An 18,978-nucleotide genomic window follows, 5' to 3' on the forward strand; every position below is an offset into this window, starting at 1 on the left:
TCTTGGTGGCTCCGTATGCCTCTCATCCTCAAGCCTCACGCATGCTGTGGCTGCGCCAGCTGGCTGACCTGCGTCGCCGGCGGATCGACAACCAGGGTCCCGCCATGGCCATCACTCGAGGTCGTGAAGGTCGAGGCCATGTAGTTGCCCAGCAGCATGATACTCGCCGTGACGGTGCCGTCCGTCACCGTGAGCGTTCCGCTCGCTGCGTTTCCGCTGATGCTCGGCGTGTGAACGCTCGCGAAATTGATGTTCGCGAAATCGATCGCATCCGAACCGGTCATCCCGGCGACGGTCCCGCCAAAGCTCGCGGAATTGTCGAGCTTCAGCGTCCCTGTCGAGCCCTGGAATGCGACGGTGGCGCTCGACGCTCCCGGCAATTCCAGGGTGGCGCCCGCAGCGATGTTGGCGCTGCCGGAGCTCTCGCCGGTCGCGTTGAAAGACTGCCAGGCCCCCCACGCGATGCCGTCATACGCACGGATCCAGAGCTGGTCGGTACCAGAGCCGGCCTGATAGGTCGTCTGCGAGAGTTGCGCCGCGGTGATGTCGATCTCGGTATTCGCGGCCTGCGATGTGCCGTTGATGCTCCAGTGCCCGTTCGAGTTGGAATCCCACAGCGCATATTTCGTGATGGTATCGCCGTCAGCGTCCGTGGCGCCGAACAGGCTCGATGCGGCGAACGTCTGCCCCGAGACCGTCACGACGTTGGCGACCGAGACGGTCGGCGCCTGGTTGGTGGCGGTGGCCGTGAACGCTGTCCACGTACTCCACTCGCTGCCGTCATTGGCCCGCACATAGAGCGTATCCGACGGCGAGCTGCCGGGGCCGAACACGTAGCTCACCTGCGAGAGATTCGCCGCCGAGACATCGATCTCGGTGTTGGCGGCCTGTGCGACACCATTCACCACAAAGTGGCCATTGCCGCCGGTGTCCCAGAACGCATACTGGGTGATCGGATCGTGCTCGGCATCCGAGGTCGTGAACAGGGTCGAGGCCGCCACCGAATGGTCGTGAACTCCACTGACGTTCGATGCCGTCACGACCGGAGCCGTGTCGGGGCCCGGCGTTGCCGTGAATGCAACCCACGCGCCCCACTCGCTGCCGTCATTGGCCCGCACATAAAGCGTATCTGATGTCGAGTTGCCGGGGCCGAACACGTAGCTCACCTGCGACAGGTTCGCCGCCGCAACATCGATCTCGGTGTTGGCGGCCTGCGCGACACCATTCACCACCCAGTGGCCGTTGCCCCCGGTGTCCCAGAACGCGTACTGCATGATCGGATCGCTCTCGGGGTCCGAGGTCGCGAACAGGCTCGAGGCGAGCACCGATGTCTCGCCGTGGACCGCGGCCACGTTCGATGCCGTCACGACCGGAGGATCATCGATCCCCGGGGTTGCCGTGAACGCGGTCCAGGCGCCCCACATGCTGCCGTCATTGGCGCGCACATAAAGCGTATCTGATGTCGAGTTGCCGGGGCCGAACACATAGCTCACCTGCGACAGGTTCGCCGCGGACACGTCGATCTCGATGTTGGCCGCCTGGGCGACGCCGTTGACGACCCAGTGTCCGTTACCTTGCGTGTCCCAGAACGCGTACTGGGTGATCGGATCGCTCTCGGCATCCGTCACCGAGAACAGGCTCGAGGCGAGCGCCGAGAACTGCCCGTGATTGGCAGTCACGTTTGGTGCCGTCACGACCGGGGCCGTATCGATCCCTGGTGTCGCCGTGAACGCGGCCCAGGCGCTCCACAGCGATCCGGCGTCCTTCGCCCGCACGTAAAGCGTATCGGGCGCCGAGCCGCCGGGACCGAACACGTAGCTCACCTGCGACAGGTTTGCCGCGGACACATCGATCTCGGCGTTGGCCGCCTGGGCGACGCCATTGACCACCCAGTGACCGTTGCCGCCGGTGTCCCAGAACGCATACTGCGTGATCGGATCGCTCTCGGGGTCCGAGGTCGTGAACAGGCTCGAGGCGAGCGCCGAGAACTGCCCGTGATTGGCGGTCACGTTCGGTGCCGTCACGACCGGAGGATCATCGATCCCCGGGGTTGCCGTGAACGCGGCCCAGGTGCTCCACTTCTGTCCGTCGTTCGCTCGTACGTAGAGCGTATCTGGCGTCGAGCCCCCGGGGCCGAACACGTAGCTCACCTGCGACAGGTTCGCCGCGGAGACATCGATCTCGACATTGGCCGCCTGGGCGACACCATTGACCACCCAGTGACCGTTGCCGCCGGTGTCCCAGAACCCGTACTGGGTGATCGGATCGTTCTCCGCGTCCGTGACCGAGAACAGGCTCGAGGCGAGCGCCGACGTCTCACCATGAGTCGCGGTCACGTTCGGTGCCGTCACCACCGGAGCCGTATCGGGGCCCGGCGCCGCCGTGAACGCAGTCCAGCCTCCCCACAGCATCCCGTCATTGGCCCGCACGTAGAGCGTATCCGACGGCGAGCCGCCGGGGCCGAAGACGTAGCTCACCTGCGACAGGTTCGCGGCGGCAACATCGATCTCGGTGTTGGCCGCTTGGGCGACACCATTCACCACCCAGTGGCCGTTGCCGCCGGTGTCCCAGAACGCATACTGCGTGATCGTATCGTGCTCGGCATCCGAGGTCGTGAATAGACTCGAGGCGAGAGCTGACGCCTGCCCGTGATTGGCGGTGACGTTCGGTGCCGTAACAACCGGGGCAGTATCGCTCCCCGGCCCTGCCGTGAACGCTTTCCAGGCCCCCCACAACGTTCCGTCGTTCGCCCTGATGAACAGCGTATCAGGGGCTGATCCTGGCGGCCCGAACACGTAGGTCAACTGCGACAACTGCGCCGCGGGAATATCGATCTCGGTGTTGGCAGGCAGAGCCGCGCCGTTCAACGCCCAGTGGCCGCTTCCCCCGGTGTCCCAGAGGGCGTACTCGGTGATCGTGTCGTGATCCGGATCGGTCACCGTGAACAGGCTGGATGCGGCAACCGACGTCTGACCATGCGCCCCGGTCACGTTGACTGCGTTCACGGTCGGCGCGGTGTCCACAAATCCCGTTGCTGCAAATTGGGTCCAGCCGCCCCAAACCGTACCGTCATTGGCTCGGACGTAGAGCGTATCGGCCGGAGAGCCGCTTGGACCAAAGACGTAGCTCACCTGCGACAGGTTCGCCGCCGCAACATCGATCTCGGCATTGGTGGCCTGGACGACGCCGTTGATGGCCCAGTGGCCGTTACCTTGGGTGTCCCAGAACGCGTATTGGGTGATGGGATCGCCATCGGCGTCCGACACCGTAAACAGGCTGGACGCCGCCACAGAGGTCTGGCCGACCGTTGCCTGTACATTGGGCGCTGACGTGACCGGTGCGATATCGGCTCGCGTCGTGACCAGCGTGCCGGTGCCGGAATCCGTGCTGACGCTGAACCGCACGCCAGGCGTCTGATCAAGCTGCAGATCGTAGGAGGTCCCCCCCTCCGTGACCTGCAGGACATTGCCTGCGAGCAAGGTCACCGAGCCGCCGGATGAGAACGTCACCCCGGCCAGATCGATGCTGTCGCCCAGCACCAGCCCGCTGATGGTCGTCGTCGGCATCGAGGTGCTGTCGATCTTGAGCTGCCCGCCGGACCCGCTGAAGGTGATGCCGCCGCTCGCGACGCTGCCGACCTGCAACTCGACCACGCCGCCCGAAATCGTCACCGGACCAGTCGACCCGCCGGAGGAAACGACTTCCGCGCCGCCGGCAAACACCGTCACGTTGCTGGTCACTGCGCCAGCCACTTTGAACGTGCCGCCGCTGGAGACGGAAACATTGTGGGCCGTCGCCCCGGACAGAACATTCAACATGCCGCCGCTGCTGACGGTCGTGTGGTCGATCGCGCCTCCCGACGACACGTTGACCGTGCCGCCCGAAATCCCGGTTCCGGAGCCGGTCACGCCGGTAACCACACCTCCCGAGAACACGTTCTCGATGCCGCCGGCAAAGACCGCGACGTTACTCAGGACCGTGCCGCCGACGTTGAAGATGCCGCCGCTCGAGACGGAGATATGGTCCGCGGTCGCGCCGGACGAGACATTCAGGTCACCGCCACTGAAGACGGTCGCATATTCGAACGAAGCGCCGGAGAGAACGTCAACCACGCCCGAAATTACGGTCCCCGAACCAGTGACGCCGGTGACGGAGCCACCCGCAGAGACGATTTCGTGGCCGCCGCTCTGAACGGTGACATTGCTGGTGATCTTGCCCCGCACGTTGAGCGTGCCGGACACGTTGATCATGCTGGCCGAGCCTCCGGCCAGAACGTTGAGCGTCGCACCGGCTGCGACGAACGTGCCGGTACCGGCCGTGCCGCTGATGGTGCCCTGGATGACGCCGCCGGACGAGACGTTCTCGATAGCACCGCTCAACACCGCGACCGTATTGGACGTGGTCCCCGTCACGTTGAGAGTGCCGCCCGCCGAGACGGTCGTCCCGGTGGCAAATCCACCGGCCAGGACGTCGAGCGTTCCTCCGGATACGAGCGTTCCGCTGGCGGTGCCGCCGCTGCTGACAAATATCGTCGCGCCGCTTGCAACGAAGGCATTCGTATCGTTGCCCGCGACCGCTTCCGTGCCGCCGGACGAGACGGCCGTACCCGTGTCGCCGCCGCCCTTGCTGATGGTCAGAAGCCCGCCGCTGCTGACGGTGGTGCCGACGGCTGTCCCGCCGGAGGCAACGAACATCGAACCGCCATTGAGCACGGTATCACCGGTGTCGGTTTGGCCGCTCGAAACGGTGTAGGACGATCCGCTGCTTACGGTCACAGGGGCGCTTTCGATAACGACTGTGCCGCCATTGCTGGTGACGTTCGTGACACTGGCGCCGGTAATGAGAATCAAGGTGCCGCCGCTGTCGACGACGACGCCGCTTGCGGTGCCGCCGGACGAAACGACTTCGGTGCCACCGGAGCTGATCACTGTGCTGCTGGCAATGCCGCCCGCCATAACGGTCTCGGTACCGCCGGCGCTGATCACGGTGGTCCTGGCGATGCCGCCGGATGAAACGATCTGGGCACCGCCGGAGCTGATCACGGTGCTGCTGGCGATGGGGCTGTACACGCCGCCGCCCCACACGATCTGTTCACCGCCCGCGATCAGCGTGGTGGAGATCGCCGTTGCGCTGCCGCAGTATTGGCCTTCGCCGACATATTGGATGCTGCCGCTGCCGGTGACCGTCGTGTTGACGGCCGTGCCGGTTTCAACGTAGCCGTACGGCGCAATGTACTGGATTCCACCGTCGGTGACGGTGGTATTGCTGGCGTAACCAATACCGGCGGTTCCGAAGGCGGCATAGCCGATGTACTGCGTAGCACCATCGATGATGGTGCTGACCGCGCTGCCGGCGCCGAGAAATCCAACGATCTGTTCGGAACTGCTTCCCACCACCGTGGTGTTGGACACGACTGCGCTGCCATAGGCGCCAGGGTTGTTATTGTAGTCGTTCGAGACGTACTGGTATCCTCCGCTCACAACCGTGGTGTTGATCGCGGTGCCGCCATATATGTCCTGCCTACCGCCATTGAGAGTGGTATTGATTGCCGTGCCGCCGAAAAAGGTCAGACTGCCGCCGCTGGTGACCGTGGTGCTGCTTGCGGTTGAGCCACTGTCAATTGTCAGTCGGCCACCGATGATCGTCGTGCTGATCGCGGTTCCAACGCCGGTTGTGTAGGAAGGGAGATAGCTGAAGCCGAGGATCGCGTTGCCACCGCTGATCACGGCGCTGATGATGGTGCCGAGAACGTAGAGCTGCGCGGCACCATTTGAGTCGTTGGATACGGTGTCGCCGAAATCGGTGCCGCCGGAGGACACAACGACGGTGCCGACATCGAGCGTGCTGCTGATATACCCACCATTCAGCACGTAGAGCGTGCCGCCGTCCTGGACCGTGTTGCCGCTCTCCGTATCGGACACAGAAACGGTGCTGCCGCTGCCGACGTTCACACCCATCAACCCCTCCCCCGAAAAAACTGATCTCGAAATCCAATAAATCTGGCCGGCAATTCGCCCCCGCAGCCGAGCCTGGCCGATGGCCCAACAGTCGACGCAAACGCCTCCTGGCCCTCACCAACTCACTTGGCGCGGGGTCTCGATCACTGAGTTTTGGAGAGCAGTTGAAATGCTGGCGGGACGCCAACCAGATTCAAGTTGCTACGTCATCCAAAATATAAAGGCCGATCTGAACTAAAAACACGATCAGCTTACAATTCGCCCCAAAGCCGTCAAGATCCAGGTCGCAAAAGTTCAATGTTTCTCGCCAGTTGTTCACATTGTGGAATCGTCGCGCCCGCCTCAGATCTTCCGTTCGCTCTCTGAGTCGAGCCGCGCCAAGGTGCAGAAATATTTGGAAACGAACTGATGTTTGAGAACCACCATCTCCGGGCTTATCCCGGGCATGACGAGTTTGCGTGAGATCGCCTCAAGCTTGCAGACGCAACAACCACCGGGAGGGTGAACCTCACGCCGCCTTCTTGTTCTCCGCGAGATTGGCGAGCTGGCGCAGGATCTCGGTGGTGCCGGCGAGCCGCTCTTCGGGCGTATCCCATTCCTGGAAGAACACCACCTTCATATCGGGTCGCACCTTGGCGGCCTGGCCGTGCTGGCGGATGAACGTCACCAGCCGCTCCGGATGCGCAAAGCTGTTGTCGCGGAACGCGATCACCGCGCCCTTCGGGCCGGCATCGACCTTCCCCACATTGGCCCGGCGGCAATAGGCCTTGATCGCGGCGACCTTGAACAGATAACGCACCTCGTCCGGCAGCACGCCGAAGCGGTCGCGCATCTCCGCGGCGAAACTGTCGATCTCGTCGTCGGTCTCGAGATCGGCGAGGCGTCGATAGAGCGACAGCCGCACGCTGAGGTCGTTGACGTAGTCCTCGGGGATCAGGACCGGCATCCCGATCGTGATCTGCGGCGACCAACGGTCGGCGGCGGGCTCGGCGACGCCGGCCTTGAGGTTGATGATCGCCTCCTCGAGCATCGACTGGTACAGCTCGAAGCCGACTTCCTTGATGTGGCCGGACTGCTCTTCGCCCAGCAAATTGCCGGCACCGCGGATGTCGAGGTCATGCGAGGCGAGCTGGAAGCCCGCGCCGAGCGTCTCCAGCGATTGCAGCACCTTCAGCCGCCGCTCCGCCTGCGCCGTGATCTTCTGCTGCGCCGGCAAGGTGAACAACGCATAGGCGCGCAGCTTGGAGCGGCCGACACGACCGCGCAGCTGGTAGAGCTGGGCGAGACCGAACATGTCGGCGCGATGCACGATCAGCGTGTTGGCGTTCGGGATGTCGAGACCGGACTCGACGATCGTGGTCGAGAGCAGGATGTCGTATTTGCCGTCGTAGAACGCGGACATGATGTCCTCGATCACGGTCGGCGGCATCTGGCCGTGGGCGACCGCGACCTTCATCTCCGGCACGTTCTTGTCGAGGAAATCCTTGACGCCGGCGAGGTCCTCGATCCGCGGCACGACGTAGAACGCCTGCCCGCCGCGGTAGCGCTCGCGCAGCAGCGCCTCGCGGATCATCAGGGGATCGTGCGGCGCGACGAAGGTGCGTACCGCGAGGCGATCGACCGGCGGCGAGGCAATAATCGAGAGCTCGCGCACGCCGGTCAGCGCGAGTTGCAGCGTGCGCGGGATCGGGGTGGCCGACAGCGTCAGCACATGGACCTGGGCGCGAAGCTGCTTCAGCCGCTCTTTGTGGCTGACGCCGAAATGCTGCTCCTCGTCGACGATCAGGAGGCCGAGGTCCTTGAACTTGATGGCCTTGCCGAGCAGCGCATGGGTGCCGACCACGATGTCGACGTTGCCGTCGGTGAGGCCCTTTTTGACCTGGCTCAACTCCTTGGTCGACACCAGCCGCGATGCCTGCGCGATGTTGACCGGGAAGCCGCGGAAGCGCTCGGTGAAGGTCCTGGAGTGCTGACGCGCCAACAGCGTGGTCGGCACCACGACCGCGACCTGCTTGCCCTCCAGCGCCACCGCGAAGGCCGCGCGCAGCGCCACCTCGGTCTTGCCGAAACCGACGTCGCCACAGATCAGGCGGTCCATCGGACGGCCGATCTCGAGGTCCTTCAAGGTCGAGTTGATGGCCCCCAACTGATCCTCGGTCTCCTCATAGGGGAAGCGCGCGCAGAACTCGTCATAGACATGCGGCTGCAGCGGGAATTTCGGCGCCTCGTGCAGCTGCCGCTCGGCCGCGATCTTGATCAGTTCGCCGGCGATCTCGCGGATGCGGTTCTTGAGCTTCGCCTTGCGCGCCTGCCAGCCGCCACCGCCCAGACGATCGAGCTCGACATTGGCGCTGTCGGAGCCATAGCGCGACAAAAGCTCGATGTTCTCGACCGGCAGGAACAGCTTGGTCTCCGCGGCATAGTGCAGCTCGAGACAGTCATGCGGCGCGCCGGAGACTTCCAGCGTCTGCAGCCCGACAAAACGGCCGATGCCGTGCTCGACATGGACGACGAGGTCGCCGGTCGCAAGGCTCGTCACCTCCGAGATGAAATTGTCGAGCTTGCGGCTCGCCTTGCGCGGCCGCACCAGGCGGTCACCGAGAATGTCCTGCTCGCTGATGACGGCGAATTCGTCGGTCTCGAAGCCGGACTCCATGCCGAGCACGGCCAGCATGGTCTCGTTGCGCGGGGTCGCCTGCACGATCCGCCAGGTGTTGACGCTGGTCGTGTTGAGCAGCTTGTGATCGCGCAGCATCGCGCCCATGCGGTCGCGCGAACCCTCGCTCCACAGCGCGACGATCACCTTCTTGCGCTGCGACTGCAGCGCGCCGATATGGCCGACGACGGCCTCGAACACGTTCACATTACCGTCGGCGCGCTCGGGCGCGAAGTTACGGCCCTGCCGCGCGCCGGCGTCGAACATGTCGGGCGAGCCTTCCGGCACCGCGAACGGCGTCAGCCGCGCGAGCGGTGTATCGCCGAGCAGCCTGGTCCATTCGGCCTCAGACAGATACAGCTTGTCCGGCGGCAGCGGCTTGTAGATCGCGCCGCTGCCGGGATGCTCCAGCGCTTCGCGCCGTGCGTCGTAATAATCGGCAATCTGCGTGAAGCGTTCGCGCGCGGCGTCCTCGCCCTGCGGCTCGATCGCGATCGTTGCGCCGTCGAGATAGTCGAACAGCGTGTCCATCCGCTCCTGGAACAGCGGCAGCCAGTGCTCCATGCCAGGATGACGCCGTCCCTCGGAGACCGCTTCATAGAGCTGGTCGTCGCGTCCCGGCGCGCCGAACGCTGCGACATAGCCCATCCGGAAACGGCGGATGGTTTCGGTCGTGAGCTGGAACTCGGACACCGGCACCAGGTCGAGCCCACGCATGTCGAGCAGCGTGCGCTGGGTCTCGGCATCGAAGGTGCGGATCGACTCCAGCGAGTCGCCGAAGAAGTCGAACCGCACCGGCTGGTCGAGGCCGGCCGGAAACAGATCGAGGATGCCGCCGCGCACCGCATATTCGCCGGGTTCGCGCACCGTGGACGAACGGGTGTAGCCGTTGTGCTCGAGCCAGGCCACGACCGAGTCCATCGGCACGACGTTGCCGGGCGCAACCGACAGCGCCTGCGCTGCGACCTGATCGCGCGCCGGGACACGTTGCACGGCGGCGTTCACCGTGGTCAGCACGATCAGCGGCTTGTCGGAGCCGACCAGGCGCGACAGCTTGGCGAGCGCGGTGAGCCGCTGCGCCAGAACGCCGGAATGCGGTGAGACGCGGTCATAGGGCTGGCAGTCCCAGGCCGGAACCTGCATCACGGCGATATCGGGCGCAAAGAATTCCAGCGCGCGGGCGAGCTGCTGCATCCGCGCGCCGTCGCGGCACACCACGGCGAGACTGACCGCCGACCGCTTCGGCTGCGCGGCGATCGCGCGCGCGAGATCCGAGATCACGAGCCCCTCGGCGCCCTCGGCGACATTGGCGATGGTCAGCACCCGACCGGGCGCGAGCATCGCGGCCGGCGATTTCATGGGCTGCTTCATGCGTTGGGATCCGCCACCCTAAACGCCTTGATGCGGGCAAACAGCGCGGTCTGATGCTCGGCAGCCAGCACCCTATCGCCGGTCAGCGCGGCATAGAGGTCGGGGTCCGGCACCTCGATCAAATGCTCGAGCTCGCCGAGCTCCAGATCGGACAGGTCGGCGATGGTCGAATCGGCAAAGCGGCCGAGGATCAGGTCCATCTCCCGGGTGCCGCGATGCCAGCAGCGAAACAAAAGCCGCTTGCGGCGGTCATCGAGCCCGCTGCTCGATCGTGTCGATCCCGTCATGTCCCAAAATCCATCGAACGCCAAAAGCCCGGACGTGCCGGGCGGGCTTGATATAGCGACGGCGGGGGCCGATGTCAGCCCTCTTTTGCCGCGTTTTGGAGATGCTTTGGGCGCATGCCGTCATTGCCGGGCTTGCGCGCCCGTCGAAGCCTTGGCGTAGACGGGACCCGGCAATTCATGCTCGTTAAAAAAAGACGTGGATGCCCGGCACAAGGCCGGGCATGACGTGTCGAAACGGACCTAGATTCTCCTGATGCGCCCCAGCCTGCTCAATCCGCTGTTTGCCCAGGTCACCACCCTCCAGGGTGTCGGCCCGAAGCAGGACAAGCTGCTGCGCTATCTGCTCGACCGCAGCGAGACGCCGCGGCTGGTCGATCTGCTGTTGCACCTGCCGGCCAGCGTGATCGATCGCCGCGCGCGGCCGAAGATCCGCGACGCCGCGGTCGGAACCATGGTCACGCTCGAGGTCACCGTCGACCGCCATCGTCCGCCGCCGCCGCGCAATTCGCGCGCGCCGTACCTCGTCTACGCCAGCGACGACACCGGCGATGTCGTCTTGACCTTCTTCCGCGCCCAGCCCGGCTATGTCGAGAAGCTACTGCCGGTCGGCGAGAAGCGCTACGTCTCCGGCACGCTGGCGATGTATGACGGCATCCCGCAGATCGTGCACCCCGACCGCGTCATCGATGACGTCGGCTTTGCTAAGCTGTCCGGGATCGATCCGGTCTATCCGCTGACCGAGGGGCTCGCGATCGGCTCGCTCCGCCGCGCCATCGCGCAGGCGCTGACCAAGCTGCCGGACCTGCCGGAGTGGATCAGTCCCGAGGTGCTGCGCCGCTGCAACTTCCCGCCGATCAGGGAGGCGCTCACCCGCGTCCATGTTCCGGTCGAATTGACCGACATCCTGCCCGACGGCCCGTTCTGGTCGCGGCTCGCCTTCGACGAACTGCTCGCCGGCCAGCTCGCGCTGGCACTGATCCGCGCCACGCTGCGCCGCCCCGCCGGCGTGCGCAATGCCGGTGACGGCCATCTGCGCAACCGGATCATCGACGCCCTGCCCTATGCGCTGACCAAGTCACAGCAGGAGGCGGTCGCGGCGATCACCGAGGATCTGCGCCAGCCGGTGCGGATGCTGCGCCTCGTGCAGGGCGATGTCGGTTCCGGCAAGACCGTGGTGGCGCTGCTGGCGGCCACCGCCGTCGCCGAAGCCGGCAAGCAGGCCGCGCTGATGGCGCCGACCGAAATCCTGGCGCGCCAGCACATCAAGACCATCGCGCCGCTCGCCGAGCGCGCCGGCATGCGGGTTGCCATCCTGACCGGCCGCGAGAAGGGCAAGGAGCGCCGCGAGCTGTTGGCGCGGCTGGAGGCCGGCGAGATCGACCTATTGGTCGGCACCCACGCGCTGATCCAGGATGACGTGATCTACAAGGCGCTGGCGCTCGCCGTGGTCGACGAGCAGCATCGCTTCGGCGTGCGCGAACGCCTCGCGCTGACCTCCAAGGGCGAGGCCGTCGACGTGCTGGTGCTGAGCGCAACGCCGATCCCGCGCACGCTGGTGCTGACATACTTTGGCGACATGGACGTCTCGGAGCTGCGCGAAAAGCCCGCCGGCCGCCAGCCGATCGACACCCGCGCGGTGCCGATGAACCGGATCGAGGATGTCATGGACGGCGTCGGCCGCGCGCTCGGCGCCGGCAAGCTGGTCTACTGGATCTGCCCGCTGGTCGATGAATCCGAGGCCGAGGGCACCGAGCACCTCACCAACGCGACTGAGCGTTTCGAGAGCCTGCAGCAGCGGTTCGGCGATCGTGTGGGCCTGGTGCACGGCCAGATGAAAGGCACAGAGAAGGATCGCGTGATGGCGCAATTCGCCGCGCACGAGATCGGCTTGCTGGTCGCAACGACCGTTGTCGAGGTCGGCGTCGACGTGCCGGCGGCGACCATCATGGTGATCGAGAACGCCGAACGCTTTGGCCTTGCGCAACTGCATCAGCTGCGCGGCCGGATCGGCCGCGGCTCGGAAGCCTCGACCTGCCTCCTGCTATACAAGGAGCCGCTCGGCGAGATGTCGAAGGCGCGGCTGAAAGTGATCCGCGAGACCACGGACGGCTTCCGGATCGCCGAAGAAGATTTGAAGCTGCGCGGCGAAGGCGACGTGCTCGGCATCCGCCAGAGCGGCCTGCCCGGCTACCGCATCGCGCGCTCCGAGGTGCACGGCCAGCTGATCACCCAGGCCCGCGACGAAGCGCTGCGGATCATGAAGGACGATCCGAAGCTGAAGGGCGAACGCGGCGAAGCGTTGCGCTGCCTGCTCTATCTCTATGAGCGCGACGAGGCCGTGCCGCTGATCGGCGCGGGGTGATTACGCGACACACGCCGAGCCCTCACACCGTCATACTGAGGAGGCCGCAACTCGGCCGTCTCGAAGGATCGACGGCCCGGCTGGTGGCCGTGCATCCTTCGAGACGCGCGCAAGAGCGCGCCCCTCGAGCGACAAAGGCGAAGCCTTTGCGCGGGGATGACGGTGCGATAGCGCGATCGTACGGCCAGACACGCCGCATGGGCGCGCTAGCCTCTACTCCACCTTCGCCGGCGCGGGCTGAGTGGCCGGCTGCAACGAGGCCTGGTTGGCGACGCGCGCGGCGTTGGCCATGCCGGCGAGCGCCGCCGCGCGCTGCTTCTGATCGTTGGCGCCGGGCTGCACCACGCCGGCCGACATGATCAGCGTCGCGGCATCCTCGGTGCTCATGTCGATCTCGATGATCTTGCTCCTCGGCACGTAGAAGAAGAAGCCGGTGGTCGGGTTCGGCGCGCACGGCAGGAACACCGAGATGTGCTCCTCCTCGCCGGGCAGGCTGGCCGCGAGCTCGGCGCTCGGCGCCTGCGAGATCAGCACGATCGACCACATCCCGGGCGAGGGAAACTCGACCAGGCCGACGCGGCGGAAGCTCGATCCGTTGCCGGAGAACAACGTCTCGAACACCTGCTTCAGGCCGCGATAGATCGCACGCACCGCGGGGATCCGACCGAGCAGCCGCTCGCCCAGATCGACCAAGGTTCGCCCGATCAGATTGGCGGTGAGGAAGCCGAGCAGCGTCAGTGCGATGACGGCGACGATCAGGCCAGAACCCGGCAATCCGAACGGCAGATAGGTCTCCGGCCGGTAGGCCGTGGGCACGAACGGCCGGACCAGATTGTCGACCCAGTTCACGAACCACCAGGTCAGATAGAACGTGATCGCGATCGGCCCGGCCACCACCAGGCCGGTCAGGAAATAGTTGCGGAACCGCGCCATCAGCCCGCGGGGAGCGTCCGGAGGCAGTTCACCTGGCGCGTGGGGAGGCACTTTGTTGGACGTCATTGCTGTTCCAGATCGTCGAAGCGGCCGTCCTCACCAGCATGATCCGGAAAAGTGCGCCGCGGATTTCCGAAAAGACCGTGCATAAACAAAAGGCTAGCGCGAGATGATGATCCTGTCCCGAACTTCGGCGCGCAGCACCCCTGAGCTAAGCCATTCTAGCAGGTTTTTGAAGGGCTGCGTGACAGCGTCACTTGCGGCTATTCGACCGTGACCGACTTGGCCAGATTCCGGGGCTGATCGACGTCGGTGCCCATCACCACGGCAGTATGATAGGCGAGCAACTGCACCGGAACGGCATAGACCATCGGCGCGAAGGTCGCCCCCATGTCCGGCATCACGATCGTCACCAGCGACTGGATGGTCGCCTCCGCGGCGCCCTTGGCGTCGGTCATCAGGATGATCTTGCCGCCGCGGGCGGCGACCTCCTGCATGTTGGAGACGGTCTTCTCGAACACCTTGTCGTAGGGCGCGATCACCACGACCGGCATGTGCTCGTCGATCAGCGCGATCGGCCCGTGCTTGAGCTCGCCGGCGGCATAGCCCTCGGCATGGATGTAGGAGATCTCCTTCAGCTTCAGCGCGCCTTCCAGCGCCAGCGGATAGCTGGTGCCGCGGCCGAGATAGAGCACGTCGCGCGACTTCGAGATCTCGCGCGCCAGCTTCTCGATCTGCAGCTCTGAGGTGAGCGCTTCCGACATCAGACGCGGAATTTCAACAAGGCCGTGCACCAGCTTGGCCTCGTCGGCATCGGAGAGTTCGCCGCGCGCCTTGCCGGCGGCAACCGCGAGCGAGGCCAGCACCATCAGCTGGCAGGTGAACGCCTTGGTCGAGGCGACGCCGATCTCAGGACCGGCGAGCGTCTGCAGCACGGTCTCGCTTTCGCGCGCGATCGTCGAGGTCGGCACGTTGACGACCGAGAGCGTGTGTGCGCCCTGCGACTTGGCGTAACGCAGCGCCGCCAGCGTGTCGGCGGTCTCGCCGGACTGCGAGATGAAGATCGCAAGGTCGCCCCTGCGCAGCGGCGCTTCGCGGTAGCGGAATTCGGAGGCAACATCGAGCTCGACCGGAACGCGTGCCAGCCGCTCCAGCCAGTATTTTGCGACAAAGCCGGCATAGCTCGCGGTGCCGCAGGCCGTGATCGAGATGCGCTGGATATCCTTGAAATCGAACGGCAGCTTGACCGGCAGAGCGACGCGCTCGGTCGCCATGTCGACGTAGCGGGCGAGCGTGTGCCCGACCACTTCCGGCTGCTCGTGGATCTCCTTCGCCATGAAATGGCGATAGTTAGCCTTGTCGACCAAAGCGGTCGCGGTCGTGTGCTTGATCGCCTCGCGGTGGACGATGGCGTTGTCCTTGTCGAAGATCGTCGCGCCCTTGCGGTTCAGCACCACCCAGTCGCCGTCCTCGAGATAGCTGATCGTATCGGTGAACGGCCCGAGTGCGATCGCGTCCGAGCCGAGATACATCTCGCCCTCGCCATGGCCGACCGCGAGCGGCGGGCCGTTGCGGGCGCCGATCATCAGATCGTCCTGGCCGGCGAAGATGAAGCCGAGCGCAAACGCGCCGCGCAGTTGCGACAGCACCGCCCTCACCGCCTCGACCGGCGCGACGCCGCCCTTGAGCAGATCGTCGACCAGATGCACCACGACCTCGGTGTCGGTCTCGGTCGAGAACACTGCGCCCTTGTGCTCGAGTTGCTCGCGCAGCTCGCGGAAATTCTCGATGATGCCGTTATGCACCACGGCGACGCGTTCGGTGGCGTGCGGATGCGCGTTGTTCTCGGTCGGTCTGCCGTGGGTGGCCCAACGGGTGTGGCCGATGCCGGTGTGGCCGCCGAGCGGCTTGGCCTGCAACCGGGTCTCGAGGTTCTTCAGCTTGCCCTCGGCGCGGCGCCGCGCCAGCAAGCCGTTCTCCAGCGTGGCGACACCGGCTGAATCATAGCCGCGATACTCCAGCCGCTTCAGCGAATCCACCAGTTGCTCCGCGACCGGAGCGCGTCCAAGAATGCCGACGATGCCGCACATGCGGTTCAATGTCCCCAAAAATCGCCGAAAATTTGCCAAAGCAGCGACATGGTCCCTTAACGGGAATCGCCGGTCGCAAGATACTCAATAATTATTGCCGATTGCGACAGTCTTAAACGGCAACGTTGATGCGACCGGCTGGTTAATCGGGGCTAACTATTTTGGCAAGAGCGCGGGAGCGGGAGGAAGGCGGCCCTCACGATTGGACTATCCCAGACCGACGAAGTACCTTGCGCGATCGTTTACCCAAGCCACCACGTATCGTTCCGCATCGAGGGCACTGATCTGGGCGCAGTCCCGAGTAAGCGGCGTTATTTCTTCAAGCTTCTCCTTCACCGCCCTAGCTCGCGTCGGCGCCACCAAGTTCCAAATCGCCTCCGCGGCCTCTAAGAACGTTTTGGCGTTGCAAAACTCTCCCTTGGCGATAAGCAGTTCGCCAATCCAATTCCGGACGAAGGCTTTGTTCTCGGCATGCCCCCGAGGAGATCGATGAAGAACTAGCGCCGACTTTCGGTAGCAAACTAGCGCTTCGTCAATCTTTCCCATCAGGTGCAAACAACGGCCCGTATTGCCATAGAACGACTCGCCTTTACTTTCATCAAACTCGTCAGGATCAAGTATCTCATCGACCGAAATGCCGTTGAGAAAATAGTCGATAGCCAACTCTGGGTAACCAGCATCACGTCGGGCCAGAGCTAGCTCATGGTCTGTATTAAATCGCGTATCAACATTCGTGCGATCCTTAAGCGCCTTGCCAGCTTCCGCCCATTTCACAGCCTCGGTGTGCTCAAGCCTAGTCCAATGCATGTGGGAGCGGAGCGCGCAATAATTGATATATCGCGCGTCTTTGGCCGGCATTGTTCCCTTATAGTCCTTGAGCAGCTCCACGTACTCGCTTTCGCGACCCAAATTCACCAAAATTCGAAAATGCCTTCCGAGCACGCGATCAAAACGACCATAGGCGGGATGATTTTTCCAATCGATCCTCCGAAAAAGGAGCCTTGCTACGCGAGAGAATTCACCGGGCGCGTCGCTCGCATAAAATGCATATGCAACATCGGATAGCGTATCGAAGGCTTGCTCATACTTCTCTGCCTCGATCAGCAATTCCGCGTTCTCCGTCCAATTTTGAAGATCGCGCACTGGCCTAACTGTGATGTCCTTTGCGAACAAACTTATGACTTTTACATAAACAGCAATGATAGAATCGATGAAACGAACTCGATCCTCAAGAGGAAACGTGCGTCGAATGAACTCGCGAACAAGCGGGTGCAGATCAAAGAGATCGTCTGTTGGAGGACTCGGCTTGATAACAATCAGATTCTGATCTCTAAGCGCACGCAGTGCTCGACTGACTTTATTGAATCTGATTTGGTGCGCTAGGTAATCCCCTAGCGTTTGAGCTGTCTCCGGTCGCACTGCTTCCGCCATCGTCTGCAGAACGAACTTTTGATTTTCGTCGAGGGTTCGCCAAATCAGCTCAAGAAACGAAACGACGGTAGCAGGAACCGTTCCGCTTTTGCTGGTCATCTGATCTAAAATCCCGCGAAATACCGCAGGTTTCTTGGCAGATTGAGCAGCTATCAGATCAAGCCAGAACGCGTGCCCACCAGTGAATCGGTGCACCTCCTCAATCTCGATACTGGACCTGACGGCACCACGCCTTTCAAATAGCTGTGCTGTAGCGACAACGTCCAAGCCCGAAACGCTGAACGTCAACACGTTGACATCCAGATATTGGATATCCGGGCGACACGTAAAAATGAGACGACAATTCGTCCCATGACTTAGGTAAGCAGCCAAGAACCGAGCGGCGTTTCCAACTAAACTGTTCTTTTCGAGATCTACGTAATGATCGACATTGTCGAAAACAAAGAGAACTCTCCGGCTCCTTGTCAAGCCCGCCAGCAGTTCAGCGAGTGACTCCATAGTCTGTTGAGCAAGATAATTTGCGGACGAATGACCGCCCGATAAACGCCCAATGATGCTGATTACTTGATTCTCAAACCGCTCGCCCTCTTCTTTGCAATCCCTCCAAACGTAGGTATCAAAGAGTCCATGCTCCTTTGCAACTTCAAAGAATCTAGCAGCGATCGTTGACTTTCCTTGCCCGCCGAAACCTGTGATGAAGCAGGCGCGCTGAGGCATATGGCGGAGCTGATCTATCTCTCTGTCACGGCCCACGAACACTTCGGCACGCGGTGGCCGGTCCTCATCGCGATCAATGCTGCTATTTTGCGCCTTTTCGCCACCTGCCGGCCCGAAATTTCGGTTCTCTTTCTGTGTCGACTGCCAATTTTCGAGCAATGCCGGAAAGAACGAGTGGCAATCCACTCCCGCGTAGAACGTTACTCGACCTCGATCGAGGCCAGCAGATAGTCGTTTGCTGAGAGGATTATCTTGTGGTGGCGCGCCTGAAAAGAAAGTCCATATAATCTCGGGACGAGCAATATCGTCTTCGATAATTTCGCTCAAAGCTTCCGTGAATGTGTCGTCCCAACCGCCGTAGCCAATGACAACTAAGACGTTCGAACCAATCAAAGATTTCAGCGAAGCTTTGAGCCGTGGACGTGACTGGGTTAGCTGACGCGATGTGTGAAGCGTGTCCGCTCCATGCCAATATCCGTGCAAATGGACAATGTGGCACCCGGACGAGTGCGTTTGACTCAGATTGCCGTCTCTGTGAAGGACGGTCCGAAATGCCAGGCCGCCGGCCTCTCTTATTGACACTTGGAGAAGGGGATCAAAATTGGTCGTGAGCAATGTTTGACCAAATTTGCGAGGCTCAAGAACAGCCAATCGTCCGAGCGCTCGCGTAGCTTGGCTAGTGAACCAGCTTCCGTTTTCTTGATCGAGACCCTCACACTCCGTGTCTGTCGGAACTCTGGAGAACGAGCGTGCCGGTCTTGCCATCATCACGGCGCGTTTGATCACATCGTTCGCGGCATTCTGACCACGTCGACCAATAAGATAGGAAAATGCGGCTTGGTAAGGCTGCGCGCTCCCTTGCATTTCGCGCTCAAAGGCCTGCAGTTGATCTGAAGGAAACTCCTCCCTGATCAGGTCGATTACGCCCGTGACGTTGGGAACACCAAGTGCATCATCAATCGGAGCATTCAAAGCTGATCCGACGAGAAAAACGACTGACTGCTCTGATCGCGCAATGCCAGTGGTAAGTCGTTCAAGTAAGGCGCTTTGATCATAATACTCGAAGTGCGGTAACGACATTTGGCAACCCGTAATGTGTCTCGATTTATTCGTACCTGAAGACCGCTCTGAAAGAACGAGGTTCGCACGCGCAAGTTGTTGATAGTTCGTTGGG

General features: G+C 63.0%; 7 protein-coding genes. 1 reads left to right on the forward strand and 6 read right to left on the reverse strand.

What is annotated here, in order from left to right; genetic code table 11:
• Positions 1-35: 35 nt before the first annotated feature.
• From BraRD5C2_RS31385 to BraRD5C2_RS31395, 3 genes are all read right to left on the reverse strand, one after another.
• Complete coding sequence (locus BraRD5C2_RS31385) at positions 36-5,957, reverse strand: AIDA repeat-containing protein (protein ID WP_223975122.1); 5,922 nt, start codon at positions 5,955-5,957, stop codon at positions 36-38.
• Between the two features lie 508 nt (positions 5,958-6,465).
• A complete protein-coding gene (gene mfd / locus BraRD5C2_RS31390) occupies positions 6,466-9,984 on the reverse strand; it encodes a transcription-repair coupling factor (RefSeq protein ID WP_223975123.1) in 3,519 nt (1,172 codons plus the stop codon).
• Complete coding sequence (locus BraRD5C2_RS31395; protein WP_223975124.1) at positions 9,981-10,271, reverse strand: FAD assembly factor SdhE; 291 nt, start codon at positions 10,269-10,271, stop codon at positions 9,981-9,983. The genes mfd and BraRD5C2_RS31395 overlap by 4 nt, the downstream gene beginning before the upstream one ends.
• 253 nt (positions 10,272-10,524) lie before the next feature.
• Here BraRD5C2_RS31395 and recG point away from each other — a divergent pair, with 253 nt between their 5' ends.
• The gene (gene recG / locus BraRD5C2_RS31400) at positions 10,525-12,633 is read left to right on the forward strand and encodes an ATP-dependent DNA helicase RecG (RefSeq protein ID WP_223975125.1); all 2,109 of its coding nucleotides are present in this window, start codon (positions 10,525-10,527) and stop codon (positions 12,631-12,633) included.
• 213 nt (positions 12,634-12,846) lie between these two features.
• Here the strand turns inward: recG and BraRD5C2_RS31405 are convergent, their stop codons facing one another.
• The 3 genes from BraRD5C2_RS31405 to BraRD5C2_RS31415 all read right to left on the reverse strand — a co-directional run bounded on the left by BraRD5C2_RS31405 (position 12,847) and on the right by BraRD5C2_RS31415 (position 18,884).
• Entirely contained in the window at positions 12,847-13,632 is a 786-nt protein-coding gene (locus tag BraRD5C2_RS31405; RefSeq protein WP_223975127.1) for a DUF502 domain-containing protein, read from the reverse strand.
• A 197-nt stretch (positions 13,633-13,829) separates the two neighbouring features.
• A complete protein-coding gene (gene glmS, locus BraRD5C2_RS31410; RefSeq protein WP_223975128.1) occupies positions 13,830-15,656 on the reverse strand; it encodes a glutamine--fructose-6-phosphate transaminase (isomerizing) in 1,827 nt (608 codons plus the stop codon).
• A gap of 207 nt (positions 15,657-15,863) precedes the next feature.
• A complete protein-coding gene (locus BraRD5C2_RS31415; protein WP_223975129.1) occupies positions 15,864-18,884 on the reverse strand; it encodes an SIR2 family protein in 3,021 nt (1,006 codons plus the stop codon).
• Between the last annotated feature and the right edge of the window lie 94 nt (positions 18,885-18,978).

The sequence above is a fragment of the Bradyrhizobium sp. RD5-C2 genome (genome assembly GCF_019972155.1).
Taxonomy (GTDB): Bacteria; Pseudomonadota; Alphaproteobacteria; order Rhizobiales; family Xanthobacteraceae; genus Bradyrhizobium.